Genomic DNA, 16,887 nt, shown 5'->3' with positions numbered 1-16,887 from the left:
CAAATCCTATAGAAATCAAGACCTTCCGCTCCTCGCGACGCATGCAATTCAGGTAAAATTCAGGTTTTACGCTGTATCGCAGCACGCAAGGAGTGAATAGTGACCCTGCAGGCCTCGCCCCCGTCCCGGCCCGTCTCTTTCCTGCAGGCGTTCCTGCGTTCCGAAGCCCTCGGCGGCTACGTGCTGATGCTGGCGGCGGTGGTCGCCCTGATCGTCGCCAACAGCCCCCTGGCGCCCGGCTACTTCGAGATCCTCGGCGCCAAGCTCGGCTTCGAGGCCGGCCCCGTGCTACTCAAGGAATCGGTGCTGCACTGGATCAACGATGGCCTGATGGCGGTGTTCTTCCTGCTGGTCGGCCTGGAGATCAAGCGCGAGGTGCTGGACGGCCAGTTGCGCGGCGCGGCTCGCATCGTGCTGCCTGGCATCGCCGCCCTGGGCGGCATGGCCATGCCGGCGCTGATCTACGTGCTGCTGAACCTGGGCAGCCCCGACACCCTGCGCGGCTGGGCCATCCCCGCCGCCACCGACATCGCTTTCGCACTGGGCATCCTGGCCCTGCTGGGCAGCCGCGTGCCGACCTCGCTGAAGGTCTTCCTGACGGCGCTGGCGATCCTGGACGACCTGGGCGCCATCGTCATCATCGCGCTGTTCTATACCTCCGAGCTGAACCTGTTCGCGCTGGGCATGGCAGGGGCCCTGCTGGCGTGCCTGTTCTGCCTGAACCGGGCCGGCGTGCTGCGCCTGGCGCCCTATCTGCTGATCGGCGCGGTGCTCTGGTACTTCGTGCTGAAGTCCGGCGTCCATGCCACGCTCGCGGGCGTGGCGCTGGCGCTGACCATTCCGCTGCGTCCGCGGAACCAGGGCCGCGCGGGCGAGCATTCGCCGCTGCATTCGCTGGAACACGCGCTGCACAAACCCGTGGCCTTGCTGATCGTTCCCCTGTTCGGCTTCGCCAACGCCGGCGTGTCGTTCGCCGGCATGGGGCTGTCGAGCCTGGCGCAGCCCGTGCCACTGGGCGTGGCGCTGGGCCTGTTCCTGGGCAAGCAACTGGGCGTGTTCGGCTTTGCGTGGCTCGCCATCCGCACCGGCTTGGCCAGCCTGCCGCGCCACGCCAGCTTCACGCAACTGTACGGCGTGGCCCTGCTGTGCGGCATCGGCTTCACCATGAGCCTGTTCATCGGCGCGCTGGCCTTCAGCGATCCAGCGGCGGTCGATGCCACCAAGATCGGCGTCCTGACCGGCTCGCTGGCCTCGGCGGTGGCGGGCTTCCTGCTCTTGCGCACTGGCGGCTCGTCGGTGCCAGCCGCCGCCAAGGCCTGACGCCAGGCACCACCGCAAGCGCCTGGCCCGGGCCGCCGCCGACGACGCTGCCTGACGCGGCCCGGCCCGGCCCGGCTAGCGGCCGGCGTCCTTCGGATTAGACAGCGGGAACGACGCGTCGCTCAGGCAGGACTTGAGCCAGCCATACTCATCGTCGTCGTGCACTTCGCCGTCCACCTTGGGCAGCGGCTTGGAGGAGTAGTCCACCTTGTGCACCTCGGGGCCGGTGTTCCAGTGCGCGTCATCGGCAATGCTGCCCGGGCAGTTGGCGTCGTTGCCATTGAACGAGCAGGACGCCACCGGCACCGGTTTGTTGTCGACCACCTTGGCCACGTAGCGTTGCACGTAGACCGAGCCCGTGGCCCAGTATTCCTCCACGCTGCAGATGCGGTCGTTGTTCTGGTAATGCCGGGTCGCGAAACAGGCGTAGTACTTGTAGTCCGGCGGCAGGATGTCGCAGGACACGTCGAAACCGGCATAGGGGCCGCCCGTGAACTGCTTGTTGAACTCCCGCTGGCGCAGCGCCGCGGCGATCATGGCGGGCAGCTTGTCGCCCTTCCTGATCTCCTTGAGCGCGGCGACGCGGTTGAGGATCATGTCCGCCGCGAGGCCGCCCGGCGTCTGGTCGTCCTGCAGCGCATCGGAATCATCGGTCAGCCCGTTCAGCGCCTGGTCGCGGGCCTCGATCCAGCGCCGCTGGCTATCCACCAGCATCTTGCGGATCTCCTCGTCCGGCGCCTGCTTCAGCACCGCCGCATAGGCGCGGTTCAGCTCGCCATCGGCAGCCACCGCCTTGCGATCCGAACAGATCAGCTTCTCGGAGGGAGTGCTGGCCTTCTGGCAGTTGATCGCCAGGGCCGGCGCCGCCGCCACGCCCAATCCCGCCAGGCACAGCAACTGCGCCGCGCGATTCCTGAAACTCATTGCAGTTCTCCCTGGCATCGGGCCGCTGCGTCAGCGGCTGATGACCTCGCTGTCTTCCATGACGATGCGGTAACGGTTGCGCAGGTCAAGGACGTAAGTGAAATTCGACGTGCCGGTCGCGGTCTTGCCGCGCTCCGGGCTCGATACCTTGTAATCGTAGAGGCCCTTGACCATGCACATCTGGTCCTGGCACTTGGCCCGCAGCGAACTCTGGTCGACCACGAAACGCCGCACCGGCCAGCGCGCGAAGTACGCCTCCTTGTCCGCCAGAATCTCGGATTTCGGCCGCTGCTTCTTGAAGTAGTCGACCGAATCGGCGTAGAACTCGCGCGTGAACTTCAGCGCTTCCTCGTTGGTGCCGCTGCCCGCCTGGATCATCAGGGCCGCGGCGTTGATCGCCTTCTGCTCATCCGTGATCGCGGCCGGCGCGGTTTCCTTGGGCATGTACGGATTTGCCACGGGGCCGGCCGGCGCCGGCGCGGCATCCGGCGAAGCCGGCTTGCGCGGCGGCAACTTGGCATCCCCGGGCGACTGCGCCTGCGGCGCGGGCGCCGCGGCAGGCGCCGTGGCCGGGGCCGCGCGCTGGCCCGTGCCCGGCTGCACGTCATTGCTGGCCGTCCTGACGTTGCCGGTGCGGTTGATGCCGTACTTGATGATCTCCTGCGGCGAGAAGAAATACATCTCCTTGGACGGCGTGCTGAACATGATCCCCAGCACGTCGGCCGACACGCCGTACTTCGGCAGGGTCGCGACGATGTCCGACACGCCGAACTGCGCCTGTTCGCCCGTCATCTCGGGCGCGGAAATCTGGTGCACGCCCAGGCGGCCTTCGGCCAGGCGCTGGCGGCCGGCGAAGAACACAAACGAACACGCCGACGCGCAATAGCTGTCCTTCGGGATATAGGTGTTCAGCCCGCGCTCGTAAACCTCTTCGGCCACCACCAGGCCGATATGCACCAGGCCGCCGCCATTGTTCTGCAGGATCAGGGTGGAGATGGTCGGATGCTCGCGCAGCGCTTTCTTCAGATTGAGCATGTCGTTGGCGCCCACCGCGCCCACGTAGACCAGCAGATTGGGCTGGCTGGGCAGGAAGAAGAACGGGCCGTAGCGCTCGGGTTCCTCCTGCTGCGCCGCCGGCGCCTGCGTCTGCGCCACCGCAGCGGACACTCCGGCCATGGACAGCGCCAGGCCCGCGGCCAACATCGTCAGTTTTCTTTTCAGCATCATCAGTCCTTGTTCTCGGAACGCATGCCATGGACGGCATCGACCCCGCCCTGCGCAACCGCGTCGCCCCGGGCGCGGCGGCCCGCCGGTCGAATGCCGGATTTTATCCATCCCCAGCCATTTCATCCCGCATTCGTCCGCCAGCCGCCCCGCGCCGCGCTAACGCCGCTGGCAGGCGTGCGTGCCGTCCGCGATCGCTCGCGCCAGGCGCTGGATTGTCTCGGGCCGCGCCAGGCGCGCCTCTTCGTCGGGATTCACGATCACGCCAGCCTCCACCAGCACCGCTGGCATCGCCGCCGTCTTGAGCACCGCCAGCCCATCGTAGCGATGCACGCCCAGGCGACGATCGAGCAAAGGCCGGTTCTCGCCCGCGATGGGCTCGGCGTGGTACAGCGACGGCTTTTCGCCCGCTGCCACCAGCGCCTCGCCGATGGCCTTGGCGCATCGCAGGCTGTCCTCGTAGCGGGGATTGAGCTGCGAGACAAAGATGGCGAAGCCCGCGAATTCCCGCTGACGGCCGGCATCGATGTACTTCTGCTGCATCGAATCGTGGTGGATAGAGATGAAGAAGTCCGCGTCCGGCGCGGTCAACGCGCGCCGGCCCAGCGCAATCTCGGCGCCATCGGCCGACACGCGCGTCACGCGGTCGCCCAGCGCCAGCAGATCCGTGGCCACCGCGCCGCTCAGGTCCAGGTTGTACTGGTACTCCACCCGGCCGCTGGCGCCCGTGGCGCCCGGCTGCTTGGGCGTGTGGCCGGTGTCCACCACCACGTAGGCCGCCTGCGCCGACAGCGCCGCCACCCCCAGCAAGGCCGCCGCAACGCCGCGCGCCCATCCTGCCGCCCCTTGCTTGCCCGCTCGACCGTTCATGACTGTTGCCACGCTTGAATTCGCTTTGTAAGAAACCAGGCCCCCACCCACCGAGACAGGACCGAATGCGGCGGATTCTCGCGCAGCCCGGCGCCACCGGCAATGGCGGAATGCGCCGCGTGGCGCGCGTTGGTAACAAACTCCGCCTGGCATGGCCGTCGGCATGGCGCCGAAGACATGCACCTTGCGCCCTCACCGCGACAGCGCGCCCGCGCCGGGCGGACACGCGGCGGAAGCAAATGACATAGAAAGTTACCCGCGTTGTCGCGTTCAGGCTGCGCTCATCCTGGAGCGCTACCATCAACCCATGCCCCTCGCATCCGCGGGCGCACCCCGGCCCGCGGCATCCTTACCCGGAGGTCCCCAGCATGAGCAATCTGAACGGAAAAGTCGCCGTCGTCACCGGCGCCGCCAGCGGCATCGGCAAGGAAATCGCGCTGACCCTGTCGCGCGCCGGCGCCGCGGTCGCCATCGCCGACCTGAACCAGGCCGGCGCCGACGCCGTCGCCCGCGAAATCGAACAGGCCGGCGGCAAGGCCATGGGCGTGGCCATGGACGTCACCAACGAAGACGCCGTCAACCAGGGCATCGACCGTGTCGCCGCCGCCTATGGCAGCATCGACATCCTGATCTCGAACGCCGGCATCCAGATCGTCAACCCCATCGAGAACTTCGCCTTCGCCGACTGGAAGAAGATGCAGGCCATCCACGTCGATGGCGCCTTCCTCACCACCAAGGCCGCGCTCAAGCACATGTACAAGGATGATCGCGGCGGCGTCGTGATCTACATGGGCTCGGTGCACTCGCACGAAGCCTCGCCGCTCAAGTCCGCCTACGTCGCCGCCAAGCACGCGCTGCTGGGCCTGGCGCGCGTGCTGGCCAAGGAAGGCGCCAAGCACAACGTGCGTTCGCATGTCATCTGCCCCGGCTTCGTGCGCACGCCCCTGGTTGAGAAGCAGATTCCCGAGCAGGCCAAGGAACTGGGCATCAGCGAAGAAGACGTGGTCAAGAAGGTGATGCTGGGCGATACCGTCGACGGCATCTTCACCACCGTCGAGGACGTGGCGCAGACGGCGCTGTTCCTGTCGACCTTCCCCAGCGCGGCGTTCACGGGGCAGTCGTTCGTGGTCAGCCATGGGTGGTACATGCAATAAGGGCAGCACGGAGCGAGAGCATCGCGGCCCGTCCCGAGGCCGCGGCCCGCCCAGCTATCGAGAGTCCGCCCACCGGCCTGCCGTGCGCGCAAACGCCGCCGGGAAGTCTTGATATCCTTGAACCGTAGCCACGGCGCTGCGCATGATGCGCCGTCCGACTTCGATTTGAGGATTGCCATGTCTTTCAGCACCGACGCCTGGGCGCGCAACGCCGCGCTGTACGAAAAAACGCGCACCATGCCGTTCAACCAGGAACTGGCCAGCGGCCAGCTCAGCGAACAGGCGTTCCGCCACTACATGATCCAGGACGCGCACTACCTGCTGGCCTTCGGCCGCGCCCTGGCGGTCGCCGCCGCCAAGGCCGACCATGCCGACGGCGTGGTGCAGTTCGCCGATGCGGCCAAGAACGCGGTGGTGGTCGAACGCAGTCTGCACGAAGGCTTCATGAAGCAATTCGGCATCGATGCAGAGACGTTCGCCAGCGCCCCGCTGTCGCCGGCCAGCCATCACTACACCAGCTTCCTCATCGCCACGGCGTGGAGCGCGCCGTATCCGGTGGCGCTGGCGGCGTTGCTGCCGTGCTTCTGGATCTATGCCGAGATCGGGCGCGACATCCACTCGCGCGCGACGCGTCCCAATCCCTATGGCGCGTGGATCGATACCTACGCCGGGGAAGAATTCCACAGCCTGGTGCGCGAAGTCATCGCCTCGGTGGATCAGGCGGCGGACAAGGCGTCCGCGCAAACGCGCGAGGATATGCACCGGGCGTATACGCATGCGGCGCAGTTGGAATGGATGTTCTGGGACTCGGCGTATCGGATGGGGGAATGGCCGGTGTGAAGCAAGACGCGGCGCCGGCCGTGCGGCAGGCGCCGCGTCCCACCCCTTACAGGTGCCGCTTGAACGCGATGATGGCCGCTCCCACCGCGCTGGAAGCCTGGGAATACGGCGTGCCCGTGCCCATCTCCTTTTCCGCCAACGCGTACTGATTGCTGTTTATCAGCCGGGCGATCTTGCCCGCCTCGGCATGAAACGCCTTGTGCCTCTGGATGATCGCGCCAAACTCGGGTTTCGCGCTGTACTTCAGCTTCCCTTCCCCATATAGCCAGACCCCGAGCTGGCAACAGTTGTCCTTGCCAATGGTTTCCGCATCCATCTGCTCCTTTCTACTGATGGCGGAACGGAACTTCAACTTCCATTCGGCGTGCTTTTGAATCGATTCATCCAGGTTCATGCTTGACTCCTTCAACAGGGGCGGCAACGATTGATTTTCCCCTTGTGGACAGGGTAGAAAATCGAGACCGGGCACGACTTGTCTGGTGTCATGAACCTGGATTGTGGGACGGAATATCGGACTGAAGGTAGATGTGGAGCAAGCGCGAGCCAACCATCAACTTACTCTTGTTCATCTTTACCGCGCGCTAGCCCTCCATTCCTATCCGCCAGCCACCCCGCGGGATAGGGCGCTCGTTCAAAGGGTCGAATATTCAACTGCGAGGCCCTGGCCGAATATCCACCGACTGCCGCGACAACGAGCCCTAGGTGGAACACGTCTCGGATGAAAAGCCGATCGGCAGTTTCCAGGATATTTTTCATATTCACCCAAAGCCTACGCCAAGCCGTTCAATCGCACTTGCGACATCGTTCTTATCTCTGGCGGTACAACTACACTACATAGCCACCAAAGATTACGCCCAGGCGCGGCAGGATAATCGCCTGGTCTCCAAGGACGGCATTGCCCCCCTTTTGTCATGGCGCCCCCACCGCGTAGTCGAACATCAACACCGCCTGGCTCGGAATTCCGCTCCCGTTCAACATTGCGGGCATCAGTTGCATTTGAGCCGCAGCCCTGACGGACGCATCGTCCAGCGCGCCATTGCCGGATGAGAACTGCATGGCGGTGCGCTGAACCTGGCCCTGCTCGTCAAGCAGCACGCGCACCCACACCTTGCCCTTTACCGCACGCAACTTGGCCTCGTAGGGATACGGCATCGGGGGCTTGCGCGTGATGACCAGCGTACTGGGCATCGCCGTCGGCCAGACCTCGGGCGTGGTCTCGTGCAACTGCGGTGCAGGGCAACCCAGAGGCGATGAAAGCAGATGCGGCACCGCGCAGGGCTTGGCCTCGGGCGCCGCGCGAATCGCCTGAACGGTAACCACCCCGTCAATCAGCTTTGCACCGGCCGGCGGGGGTTCCTTATAGGTCGTTCCATCGCGAGCATCCTGGTACATGAACACCAGACCTATGACGCACACAGCGGTCAACGCCAGCTTTACCCGGTTCTCGCTCAACCATCGCGGTATGTTTCGAATGCGCGCAACACGCGCGCACGCGCCTCGCCAGGCGTGGATGCGCGCGCCGCCCAGATCCAATACCGACAGGTCAGGCGCATGACTCAATAATTGCTCGAAAGCCTCACCGTGCCAGATTGCCTGCATCGTAGTGGGCTGGCTCGACCTGCGGGCCATCATCAGCACTGCATCCAGGCGCACGCGCAGCGGCAACGGCAGATGGCTATAGTGCTCGCTCTGGTCCACCAGCATCGCGATCCAGCCTGACAGCTCAAGATCATGCGGAAATGGTGCGTTCACGCCGTTCCAATCGAATACGCGGCGAGCGGTGTTGAACAGTGCCAGGCGACCGTCAGGCTGTTCACGCAAAGCCCGCGCCAGGCTGAACGCCAGACCGTCGCGCGCCTCCAGATGCCCCAACCGGATATCCGACAATGCGCTGTCCAGCAACTGCGCGACCTGGTCATCGGGCGCCTGCATCAGTTGGTGAGTCCAATGCGCGATACCTTCGGCAGACTCATCGGGCGAATGCGGCGTCGAGTCGGCATGAACGTCGGATTCCTGCGCCCGACTTGGCATCTCCGGCCGCTCCTGCGCGATACCCTCGGCCGACTCATCGGCCGAGGGCGGCGTCAACTCGGTATGAACGTCTGGTGTCTGCGCCCGACCTGGCATCTCCGGCCGCTCATGGCCATCGTCCGCGAAGGGGGCGCCAGAAAGAGCGAACTCGGCATCACCGGCCTGCTGGCGCTCGGCCCAGGCCCGCGCGAGTTCGTATGCACTGCGCAGCGCCGCAAAACGCTCCGGATCAGCCGCCTGGTCGATCTGCTTGAGCGCAACCGCATAGGCGCGGCGAATGGCTTTCTGATCGTCAGTGGGTTCAATACCAAGCGTGTCGAAAATCTCTGCGCGCATGGTCTTACTGCCCACCCTCGGAATCGAATTCGGGCGCGAAGACCGACGCTCGCTCAAGATAATCCACCACTCGGCGCAGCCGCTCACTGCCCCGTGCGACCGCGCGCTCTTCCTGTGTCTCAAGCGTCTGCTCGAACAACACGATTTCATTGGCCAGCAAATCGCGATCGTTGCCACGCGTCATCTGGTAGATGCGCTCGGCTTGCGCCAGTAGAGCACGATTGGCGGCCAGTTCACGCGGATGAATTTTCAACTGAGCCAACTCGGCCAGGCGTCGCTGGATATCCGCTGCGGTCATCTGCTTACCACCGCCTTGAATCACCAGGCGCTGCACAGCACCTCCCTGCTGCATCCCGGCTTCCACTTCCAGCAGACCATTCACATCATAGGTAAAGCGCACATTGACGGCGTTTTCATAGCGCGACCGGCGCGGCAACGGAACCTGAAGCACGCCGAGCAGGATATTGTCGCGAACCAGCCGGGACTCTCCCTGATAGACCTGCACTTCAATGCCCGCCTGCCCTTCCTCCATCGGATAATAGGTTTGCTGGCGGCTGACCGGTACGATCGTGTTGCGCTCAATTATGGGAGAAAACTGCCCGGGCAGATTCTGGCCAGCCGCCGTGGTGCGCGTCGTATTGATACCCAGCGTATACGGGCATACGTCAGTCATGACGATCTCTTCCAGGGCCTGGTCTTTCATCTTTAGACCCGCCATGACTGCCGCGCCAGCCACCACAACCTCGTCCGGATTCATCTCCGTGCTGGGAAAGCGGCCGAACATACGGGTGACGAGCTGCCGCACCAGCGGCATGCGCGTCGCGCCGCCCGCCAACACCACTGTGGCAATGTCGCTGCTCTTGATGTTGGCATCCCGCAGCGAACGCTCCACCGGCATGCGCAAGCGCGTGAGCAGGGGCGCGCTCAATTGCGCCAACAGCTCGGCGCTGAGATCCAGCGCGTAATCTTCCTCATTCCACCGCAACGCGATGCGCGCGGTCTGCTCGGCCGACAACCGGCATTTGGCGCTCTCGGCCTGCATCAACAGTTGCTGCATGAAGCGCCGATCATCTCGCGCCGATACCGGCAGCGCGTGGGTATCGAAGAACTTCTGGACAATCTCATTGACGAAGTCTTCCCCTCCCAGGAAATTGTCGCCCGCAGTGGAGCGAACCTCCATCACACCCTCGTACAGTTCCAGTACCGACACATCGAAAGTGCCACCGCCCAGATCAAAGACCAGGAATTGGGTTTCGTCTTCACTTTGATGCAGGCCATACGCCAGCGCCGCCGCCGTCGGCTCGTTGACGAGCCGCTCGACCTTCAGGCCAGCCAGTTCACCCGCGTCCCGGGTGGCCTTGCGTTGAGAATCGGAAAAATAGGCCGGCACGCTGATCACGGCCTCGCTGACCGCGTGACCCAGCATGGCCTCTGCGTCCGCTTTCAATGCCCGCAGCACCAGGGAGGACAGCTCTTCGGCGCGGAACTCCTTGTCGCCCAGGGTGAAGCGCTTGTCACTGCCCATGTAGCGCTTGAAAAGCGCGGCGCTACGTTCGGGATGCGTCTGCAGGCGCTCTCGCGCAGCCTGCCCCACCAGGACGCTGCCATCCTCATCCAGGCTGACGCACGACGGCGTCAGGTACCCGCCAAGCGGGTTGGGCACCAGTTGCGATTTGCCGTCGCGCCATATCGCCGCGAGGCTGTTCGTGGTGCCAAGATCGATACCGATAATCATCGTTGCTAAATCCTGTTGCGGTAAGGCGTGCGTTGCCCATCCATTCGAAATGCACCATCGACTAAGTGCTGCCGGTCAGCACGCCGATCAACGGTCGCGCTCCCATGGGTTCTTCAACGCTGGCTTGGCCACCGCAGGTTTTTCGCGCCGCAACGGTTGCGCGTCCTTGCCATATTTCCGGGCCGCCATGGCAAAACCGCATAGCGCCCCTGCCAGCGTTACCCCCACTCCCAACAGGAAACGTTGGCGCTGGTCCAGATAGACACCCATTCCGGACATGATCAGTTGCCTCAACAGCCAGGCAAGGCCCAAACCCAACACCGTCCCGATACCAGAGAACATCCTGGCATCTACCCAGAACGCGGCGCGGCGATAGCTTGCCGAGTCGTGCTCTGCGGCGTGCTGCAACGTCGACCCGCAGGCCGAGCAACGCAACGCAAGCGGTGAACTTTGAACTTGGCAATTGGGGCAGGCGGTCATGGAAACGCATCATCCATATCTATTGCACGCATACTCGTGCGTTGGGGCATACCAGGGACTGGGCACACTGTTAACGCGGAATCGGCACACCCTGTGTAGCGGCTAGTCGCCGTGGGTGTCGCGAGGCTCGACCAGTCCCGATAAATCGGACTGAGTTCACTGATCCGTCTTGACATGGCAAAAGCCCATATTCGGCGAACAGAACTCAACAAGCCGAACGCTGAGCCACGCTCAGATTTCTAACGGCACTCTGGTGCGAAAAATTAAGGCGATATCGCAGGAGCATGACGATTCGCGGCAGCGCTTTGCGTCAAGGCGCTGCAACCATTAAGAATAGGCCGGCTCGCGCATTAGATCGCCGCTGCAGGCAGAAAGATGAGCCGCGGTCCACGAGGCATAGGATTTGAGAACTTTTCGCCTGGTCCTGGATTCTTTGGCACTACTCGGATTTCTCTTGTTTTGGCGCCAAAGTGGGGTTATCAGAAAATGGTTTTATGCCCAGCATTGCGGCTTTCGACGCATACATCCCGACGCCGCCGATTAGGAAGCCCAACAGGATTACCAGATAGGAATCGTATCTGAGTCCCGAGTAAAGCAGCACGATACCCACCGATGAAAGGAGGAAGCGCACCCAGCGCTTGAAGTTGCCTTGTTCTATATATGCGTGCTTATCGAGCATGTTAATTGCCTGCCGCAACCATCCCGTTTCTGAAGTTTTTTATAACCCACTAAAATCAATAGCACATTGATGACAGCCAGATCGACATCGACGAGGCATACCATCGTCTGAACACGGAAAACCACCATTGAATCGCAGTAAAACTCAAATGAAAGATTCAATGCTATATCGTGTGGCCCGTACTGCTGGTGACCTCCGGAAGCTATTAAGCATCGTCCGATGCAATTATGTACAGCACACTGATCGCAGCTGCGTCTTCCTTCAAGCCTAGCCCGAGGCCATACTCTCTCAGTTCAAAGCGATTTGTTCAGAGCCACCTCAATCCTCATCGGACAGGCAAACTAACTCAGCCCCCCAAGAAGGCTCGATGCAAAACAGGCGCAACGATCCCGCGATCACGCCCTCTCTGGACTTTTTTATTACCATATCATCGACTCGAACGCTTCCATCTGACAGCATATATAACCAATTCAATCTATCAATAATAGTACTTTCGGATATTTTGTCAGCTTTCGAATCCAACACTCGGGAAACAACATTTTGCCCGATAAAGTCAGCCACGCGAAACGACTGAACCGAGCTTAAAATCAGCCGCTGTTTTTTTTCACCATTAAATTCAAATGTGAGAATTAATTTTTTATCTGAACGTATATGTTCAATTCCAACAAGAACAGAATCGTGAAATATTATTTCACTCATGGCACACCCTCAAAAATGGATCTATCGGCTTCCTGGCCATTTGGAGAAAGGACTCCCTTCACCACGAATCAATTCCCCATTTGGCCCTCGATCCCAATTTTGAGCATGCGGATTCCCCTGCCCGTGATCGTGGTCTGAATCGATATCAACACTGGGCTTGCCGTCGGCGCCATATTGACGCTCTTGACCACTCCCCGGGTTGGTGACCCAATTACCGGGTGTTCCTGTATTGGGTGTTTTTGAATCACGTTGCCCTGAATTGCTTTCGCTCAAAGCCGGACCAAACAGTCTATTCCATTGTTCTTGCAGTCCACGAGCTATATCATCGTTTATGTCTCTGGGCGATGGTTGGCGTCCCAACAAGCGATCCACCGAGCACCATCGTTAACAGATCAAAAATTCATTGGCTTTCGTAGACATACTAAAAAACACTCAACTACATCGTTGAAAGCCAATATCTATCGATCTTACTCACTTCACATCAAGGATAACTACTCGATACTTGTTTTGAATAAACTCAAGAAAACTGGAATCTTCCAAAAACTTCAACACCCCCCAATTCCGCAAGCCAAATTTATCCAAATCTCTAATCAAACTCTCAGTTCCAAAAAAATACAAGGAATTCCATACAACGTTCTCATCTAACTGGGAATTTCTAGCTGATCCGAGTCCCAGCAAGAAATCACCGACATTTACAGGATTCGAAGAAGAGGAAAATCTTTCCCAATTTGTAACCTTAATCAATCCACTCTGGACGCCTAGATCAAGGAACGCAGCAACTTCACGCTTCCAATCATTGACATTCTGACCATCCCTCCCCCCCCAAATAAGTGGGAAACACCCCATTCGGATTAAAGTCATCAAGACCTGCATATATAAGCTGACGCTGATAGTGCAGCCTAAGATTAGCATTCATATAAACTCTCAAAATGAGGGAAACTTGAATTTTGCATGCTTCCCAATATTTATATCTCGTATGGACTTATTGTTTACTTCTACAGTCGCCGGATTTTGCATCAAAACCCTAACCCGTTAGCTGTGGGGCCGTCACCACAAAGACGTCATGTACACCGCTCTCTGATCGAATGAACTCAGCCGCAGCCAGATTGTTTTTCTCCGCTGTGCCAACGTCAACCGGCGGATCGATTCCATCCCAAATGCAGTCCACTCTCGCTTCGAACCCGGGGAAATGCCAGATCCCTCCCTCAATCCGCGTGATAACTAAACCCCATTGCGTCGCGCGCTCGCAAATCGCAATTGCCGCGTCGACAGATAGCTTCATTACAACGCTCCCTCCGACTGAGAAGAAGTCGTCTAAAGAGTCGTAGCGTCGTTGGAGATCAATTTCCATTGCAACTTAGTTCCATTTGATTCGACTGTCCGGAATCCAGCTTGGATCGTTCTTGCCACTCACTTGGACAACTTCACCGGTCCGATCGTTGACGACAATGTAGCCGCTCTTAGAACCGTACACTGACGCGGAATCATTTCTCGGCAACCCATCGGGGGTCTTCCCCGAAGACCGTTTGTCTATTGTCGTCCCGACTGCGCCACTATTGACGACTTCCTGCACGTCTTGCAGCGTCCAGCCGCGAGGTCCAAGTTGATCACCGCTCTTGCTATCGACAATAACCTTGCCCGTTTTTGAAGCCTCATTGAGTATGATCACAGGCAATTGTTGTCCTGGCACAGGAGTAATGGTGGTAGTACCACCGCTGGGACCATGGTTCTCCTGCCCCGGCACGCCAACAGGTGTATGCCCATCACCCGGCTTGCCAGGCACCGAAACGTTTTCATTGACACCGGTCTGACCCGGGGGAATCGGCAACGGAGGTACCGGCTCGCCTGGCTTGCCTGGGATGGGTTCCATCGATGCAGGCGTCGTAATGTAGCGAGTCACTGCGAGCAGCAGTGCTTGGTTTTCATCCAGCTGAGGATTTGCAGCTCTGAGCGCAGCGACTGCTGCACTGATCGCGGCAAATGCCACCGGCCCGATCACCTTCTCTTGACACGTCGCCGACCTGAAACACAGCCCTATCAGCGCTGGCCCACCCCGCTTGAGCAACAAACCAACACCGTTGTTCTCAGTCTCCAAGCGGCCGCTATTGACTGCCCCTCCTGCGTCAAGACCGAGGCCAAACGCCACGCCTGCCAGAAGGTTTGACACCAGATTGGCGCGCGCTTCACGCTGCTCGACGCTAAGCCCCGACTCCGAACCGCGATCAGCGGCATCAAGCAACGCATTGACGACGGAAGCAGCCCCTGCTCCCAAGGCCGACGAGGAGCAGCCCGTCCCTTGCGCCGCTCCGCCCGCGCATCCCACAATCGCATGCAGCGCGGCGCGCGTGGCGTCGGCCTGCGGTGACGACCCCAGGCCGTCTGCAAAGAGCTTTACCTGCTGTGCAGTCAGCCCTTGCAGGTAGTTCACTGCACTCGCCCTCGCGGCCTCGGAAACACCTCCCGAGACGTTTCCGCTTATGCCGCCAAGGATGGCCGTCGAAATTAGACGATAGTCGCCACCGGGAGCCCACCTAAGGGCGCTATCCAGCTCATTCGCGAGTTGAGCGATTCGTTGCGCGTCGCCGCCGCCCGGCTTTTGCAGCTCCTTGGCCAGAGAAGAAGACAATGCATCCGCTTCCTTAGCCCGATTCGTCAAGAACTGCCCCAACTGCCGGCTGGCCTCCGACGCAATCTCGAACCCTGCCTCGATCTTCTCCTTGTCAAAGATCGGCTTCAGCGCATTCAACGTATCCGACGTATCCCGGTTCAGCGCCGCAATCGTCTCCGCCGCAGTCTTGCCTGTCAGCGCCCGTTGTCCTTCCTCATCCCGGATGATGATGGTGCCGCCACTGATGGCGCTTTGGGTCGTGGAACTGCTATTGCCGCTGGCCGCAACCACCGTCGGTAGATTGGCGGAAAAGCCCCCACTCGACGCCAAGGAAGTACCTGCGTCCTTGGTCGCACCGCCGGCCACCTGGTTGCCCTTGGTGGTGCCCAGACCCGCCGAACCTTCTTTCGAGGCCCCGCCGCCAAATCCGAAGCCTCCGCCTACCGCAATCTGATTGGCGCTGTAGCTGGCGGAGTTCTTGATGTCCTGCGTGACCAGGGTGCCCGTGCTGAGCTTGTTCAGGCCCTCCGCTACAGCCTTATCACTGCTGGCGATGACGCTGCCGATCAAGGTCGTGTTGTTCTTGACGTCGATCAGGAACCCGCCGTCGCCCGCCCACAAGCCCGTCTGTTCAGTGACGGACTTGTAGTTGCTGTTCATCTTGCCGGTACCGAAATTGCCGGATACCGAACTCTGGCCGTAGCAGTAGGGCGGAACGCATACCGTGAGGTTCACCCCGCCGCTGGTTTGTTTGGAGGTATAGGTGCTGGTGTCCTGCAAGCTCTCCAGCAACAAGTTGCCGCCAACCGAAGCCAAAATCTGCTCGGCCTTGCCCGACGCCCCTCTGAGCGTTGTATCGCCACCTGATTGCAGGGCAAGCACGTTGCCCGCGGTGACGAAGCTGTTGGTCCAGCTCTGGTCCCGGCCATTCTCGTTGCCGCGAGAGACGGATGCGCCCAACTCCAACGTCAACCCATTGGAGGTACCGGTGCTGTATCCGATACCGATATTGAACCCGCTGCTCTTGCTGTCCGTCTTCTGCTCGAAGACGTTCTTGGCTGCCTGCAGCAGGATATCGCCCTCGGCCTTCAGCACAGCGTTGTTGCCTGCGGACAGGTTGGAACCGGAAACCGTGATGTCCGACGCGCTTCCGGCGCCCTTGGCAACAATCGTCAGATCATTGCCCGCGGCGACGTTGGAACCGACAGATGTGGAGGAACTTCGATCAGTAGTGCTGCTGCTCTTGCTGCTGCCAAAACTGATTTTGATACTGCCGCCGCCCGCCTTGTCGATAGCGGTGGCGTTTTCAATAGCGCCGGCCGCCTTCACCGCATCGTAGGCATTGCTCGCCGCAAGCGCCGTGGTCGCGCCGGCCAGACCAGCCATAACGGCATTGCCTGACTTGCCCGCCGCCTCGGCCATGCGTGCGCCGGTCTGCATGGCGCTGACAACCGGCGTACTTGCGGTAATGGTGAATCCCGACTGCTTGACCTCGTGCACTTCACGCTGGCGCATGGTGTCGAAGCCACCCACGATGTTGACGTCTCGGCCGATCATGGTGATGTCACCTTGACGCGCCAGCACATCGCTGCCCACGGCATTCAGCGAGCCTCCGGCATTGATCAGCACATCCCCAGTTACGCTGCCGATCGTGCTGCCGGTATTGAGCCCTCGCTTGGTATCCACCCAGTCCGTCGTCTGGCGCGATCCATAACTGATACCGCCCAATGCGCCAAAACCGGATTTCTTGATTTTTTCGTATTGGTGCTCGTTGGCCGTGTTCTGTTCCGCAACGATGTTGACGTTGCGGTCCGCGGACATGACCAAGTCCCTCTGTGCGGCCACGTTGGAACCGACCACGTTCAAATCCCGCCCCGCCATCAGCACGGCGCTATCGCCGGTGAAGGTGGAGGACACCGCCTGGGTCCAGGACGATTCCTTGATGCGGTGCGTCGTCTTGCTGGAGAGGAACCCCTTCGTCTTGTAA

At 60.9% G+C, this 16,887-nt stretch carries 15 protein-coding genes; 3 read left to right on the top strand and 12 right to left on the bottom strand.

What is annotated here, in order from left to right:
* Positions 1-99 precede the first annotated feature (99 nt).
* Positions 100-1,320, top strand: a complete 1,221-nt coding sequence (gene nhaA / locus SB816_RS03020) for a Na+/H+ antiporter NhaA (RefSeq protein WP_410546487.1) — start codon at positions 100-102, stop codon at positions 1,318-1,320.
* A gap of 75 nt (positions 1,321-1,395) precedes the next feature.
* On the opposite strand, the gene SB816_RS03015 is transcribed toward nhaA, so the two are convergent.
* The 3 genes from SB816_RS03015 to SB816_RS03005 all read right to left on the bottom strand — a co-directional run bounded on the left by SB816_RS03015 (position 1,396) and on the right by SB816_RS03005 (position 4,338).
* Entirely contained in the window at positions 1,396-2,244 is an 849-nt protein-coding gene (locus SB816_RS03015; RefSeq protein WP_410546486.1) for a lysozyme inhibitor LprI family protein, read from the bottom strand.
* A gap of 30 nt (positions 2,245-2,274) precedes the next feature.
* Positions 2,275-3,468 (bottom strand): hypothetical protein, encoded by a 1,194-nt coding sequence (locus SB816_RS03010; protein ID WP_240317338.1) that lies wholly within the window; start codon positions 3,466-3,468, stop codon positions 2,275-2,277.
* A 159-nt stretch (positions 3,469-3,627) separates the two neighbouring features.
* Entirely contained in the window at positions 3,628-4,338 is a 711-nt protein-coding gene (locus SB816_RS03005; protein ID WP_175188811.1) for an N-acetylmuramoyl-L-alanine amidase, read from the bottom strand.
* Between the two features lie 368 nt (positions 4,339-4,706).
* Here SB816_RS03005 and SB816_RS03000 point away from each other — a divergent pair, with 368 nt between their 5' ends.
* Both SB816_RS03000 and tenA read left to right on the top strand, forming a co-directional pair.
* Positions 4,707-5,492 (top strand): 3-hydroxybutyrate dehydrogenase, encoded by a 786-nt coding sequence (locus SB816_RS03000; RefSeq protein WP_049076994.1) that lies wholly within the window; start codon positions 4,707-4,709, stop codon positions 5,490-5,492.
* A gap of 177 nt (positions 5,493-5,669) precedes the next feature.
* The gene (gene tenA, locus SB816_RS02995) at positions 5,670-6,332 is read left to right on the top strand and encodes a thiaminase II (protein ID WP_269872907.1); all 663 of its coding nucleotides are present in this window, start codon (positions 5,670-5,672) and stop codon (positions 6,330-6,332) included.
* Positions 6,333-6,378: 46 nt separating this feature from the next.
* On the opposite strand, the gene SB816_RS02990 is transcribed toward tenA, so the two are convergent.
* From SB816_RS02990 to SB816_RS02950, 9 genes are all read right to left on the bottom strand, one after another.
* Positions 6,379-6,726: a CZB domain-containing protein gene (locus SB816_RS02990; protein WP_269872905.1), complete on the bottom strand. Its 348-nt coding sequence runs from the start codon at positions 6,724-6,726 to the stop codon at positions 6,379-6,381.
* 515 nt (positions 6,727-7,241) lie between these two features.
* Positions 7,242-8,699 (bottom strand): TonB family protein, encoded by a 1,458-nt coding sequence (locus tag SB816_RS02985; protein WP_410546485.1) that lies wholly within the window; start codon positions 8,697-8,699, stop codon positions 7,242-7,244.
* 4 nt (positions 8,700-8,703) lie between these two features.
* Complete coding sequence (locus SB816_RS02980; RefSeq protein ID WP_410546484.1) at positions 8,704-10,434, bottom strand: Hsp70 family protein; 1,731 nt, start codon at positions 10,432-10,434, stop codon at positions 8,704-8,706.
* Positions 10,435-10,521: 87 nt separating this feature from the next.
* A complete protein-coding gene (locus SB816_RS02975; RefSeq protein ID WP_410546483.1) occupies positions 10,522-10,914 on the bottom strand; it encodes a hypothetical protein in 393 nt (130 codons plus the stop codon).
* A gap of 439 nt (positions 10,915-11,353) precedes the next feature.
* The gene (locus SB816_RS02970) at positions 11,354-11,593 is read right to left on the bottom strand and encodes a hypothetical protein (protein WP_410546482.1); all 240 of its coding nucleotides are present in this window, start codon (positions 11,591-11,593) and stop codon (positions 11,354-11,356) included.
* Between the two features lie 318 nt (positions 11,594-11,911).
* Positions 11,912-12,292: a hypothetical protein gene (locus SB816_RS02965; protein WP_410546481.1), complete on the bottom strand. Its 381-nt coding sequence runs from the start codon at positions 12,290-12,292 to the stop codon at positions 11,912-11,914.
* Between the two features lie 471 nt (positions 12,293-12,763).
* On the bottom strand, positions 12,764-13,153 hold the full coding sequence (locus SB816_RS02960) for a hypothetical protein (protein WP_410546480.1): 390 nt from the start codon (positions 13,151-13,153) through the stop codon (positions 12,764-12,766).
* Positions 13,154-13,316: 163 nt separating this feature from the next.
* Positions 13,317-13,574 (bottom strand): colicin immunity protein, encoded by a 258-nt coding sequence (locus SB816_RS02955; RefSeq protein WP_269872962.1) that lies wholly within the window; start codon positions 13,572-13,574, stop codon positions 13,317-13,319.
* Positions 13,575-13,649: 75 nt separating this feature from the next.
* Complete coding sequence (locus SB816_RS02950; RefSeq protein ID WP_410546709.1) at positions 13,650-16,844, bottom strand: hemagglutinin repeat-containing protein; 3,195 nt, start codon at positions 16,842-16,844, stop codon at positions 13,650-13,652.
* Positions 16,845-16,887 lie beyond the last annotated feature (43 nt).

The sequence above is a fragment of the Achromobacter sp. SIMBA_011 genome (genome assembly GCF_046535435.1).
Taxonomy (GTDB): Bacteria; Pseudomonadota; Gammaproteobacteria; order Burkholderiales; family Burkholderiaceae_B; genus Achromobacter; species Achromobacter dolens.
The sequence above is the reverse complement of the archived record's forward strand: the minus strand, read 5'-3'. Positions and strand labels throughout refer to the sequence as shown.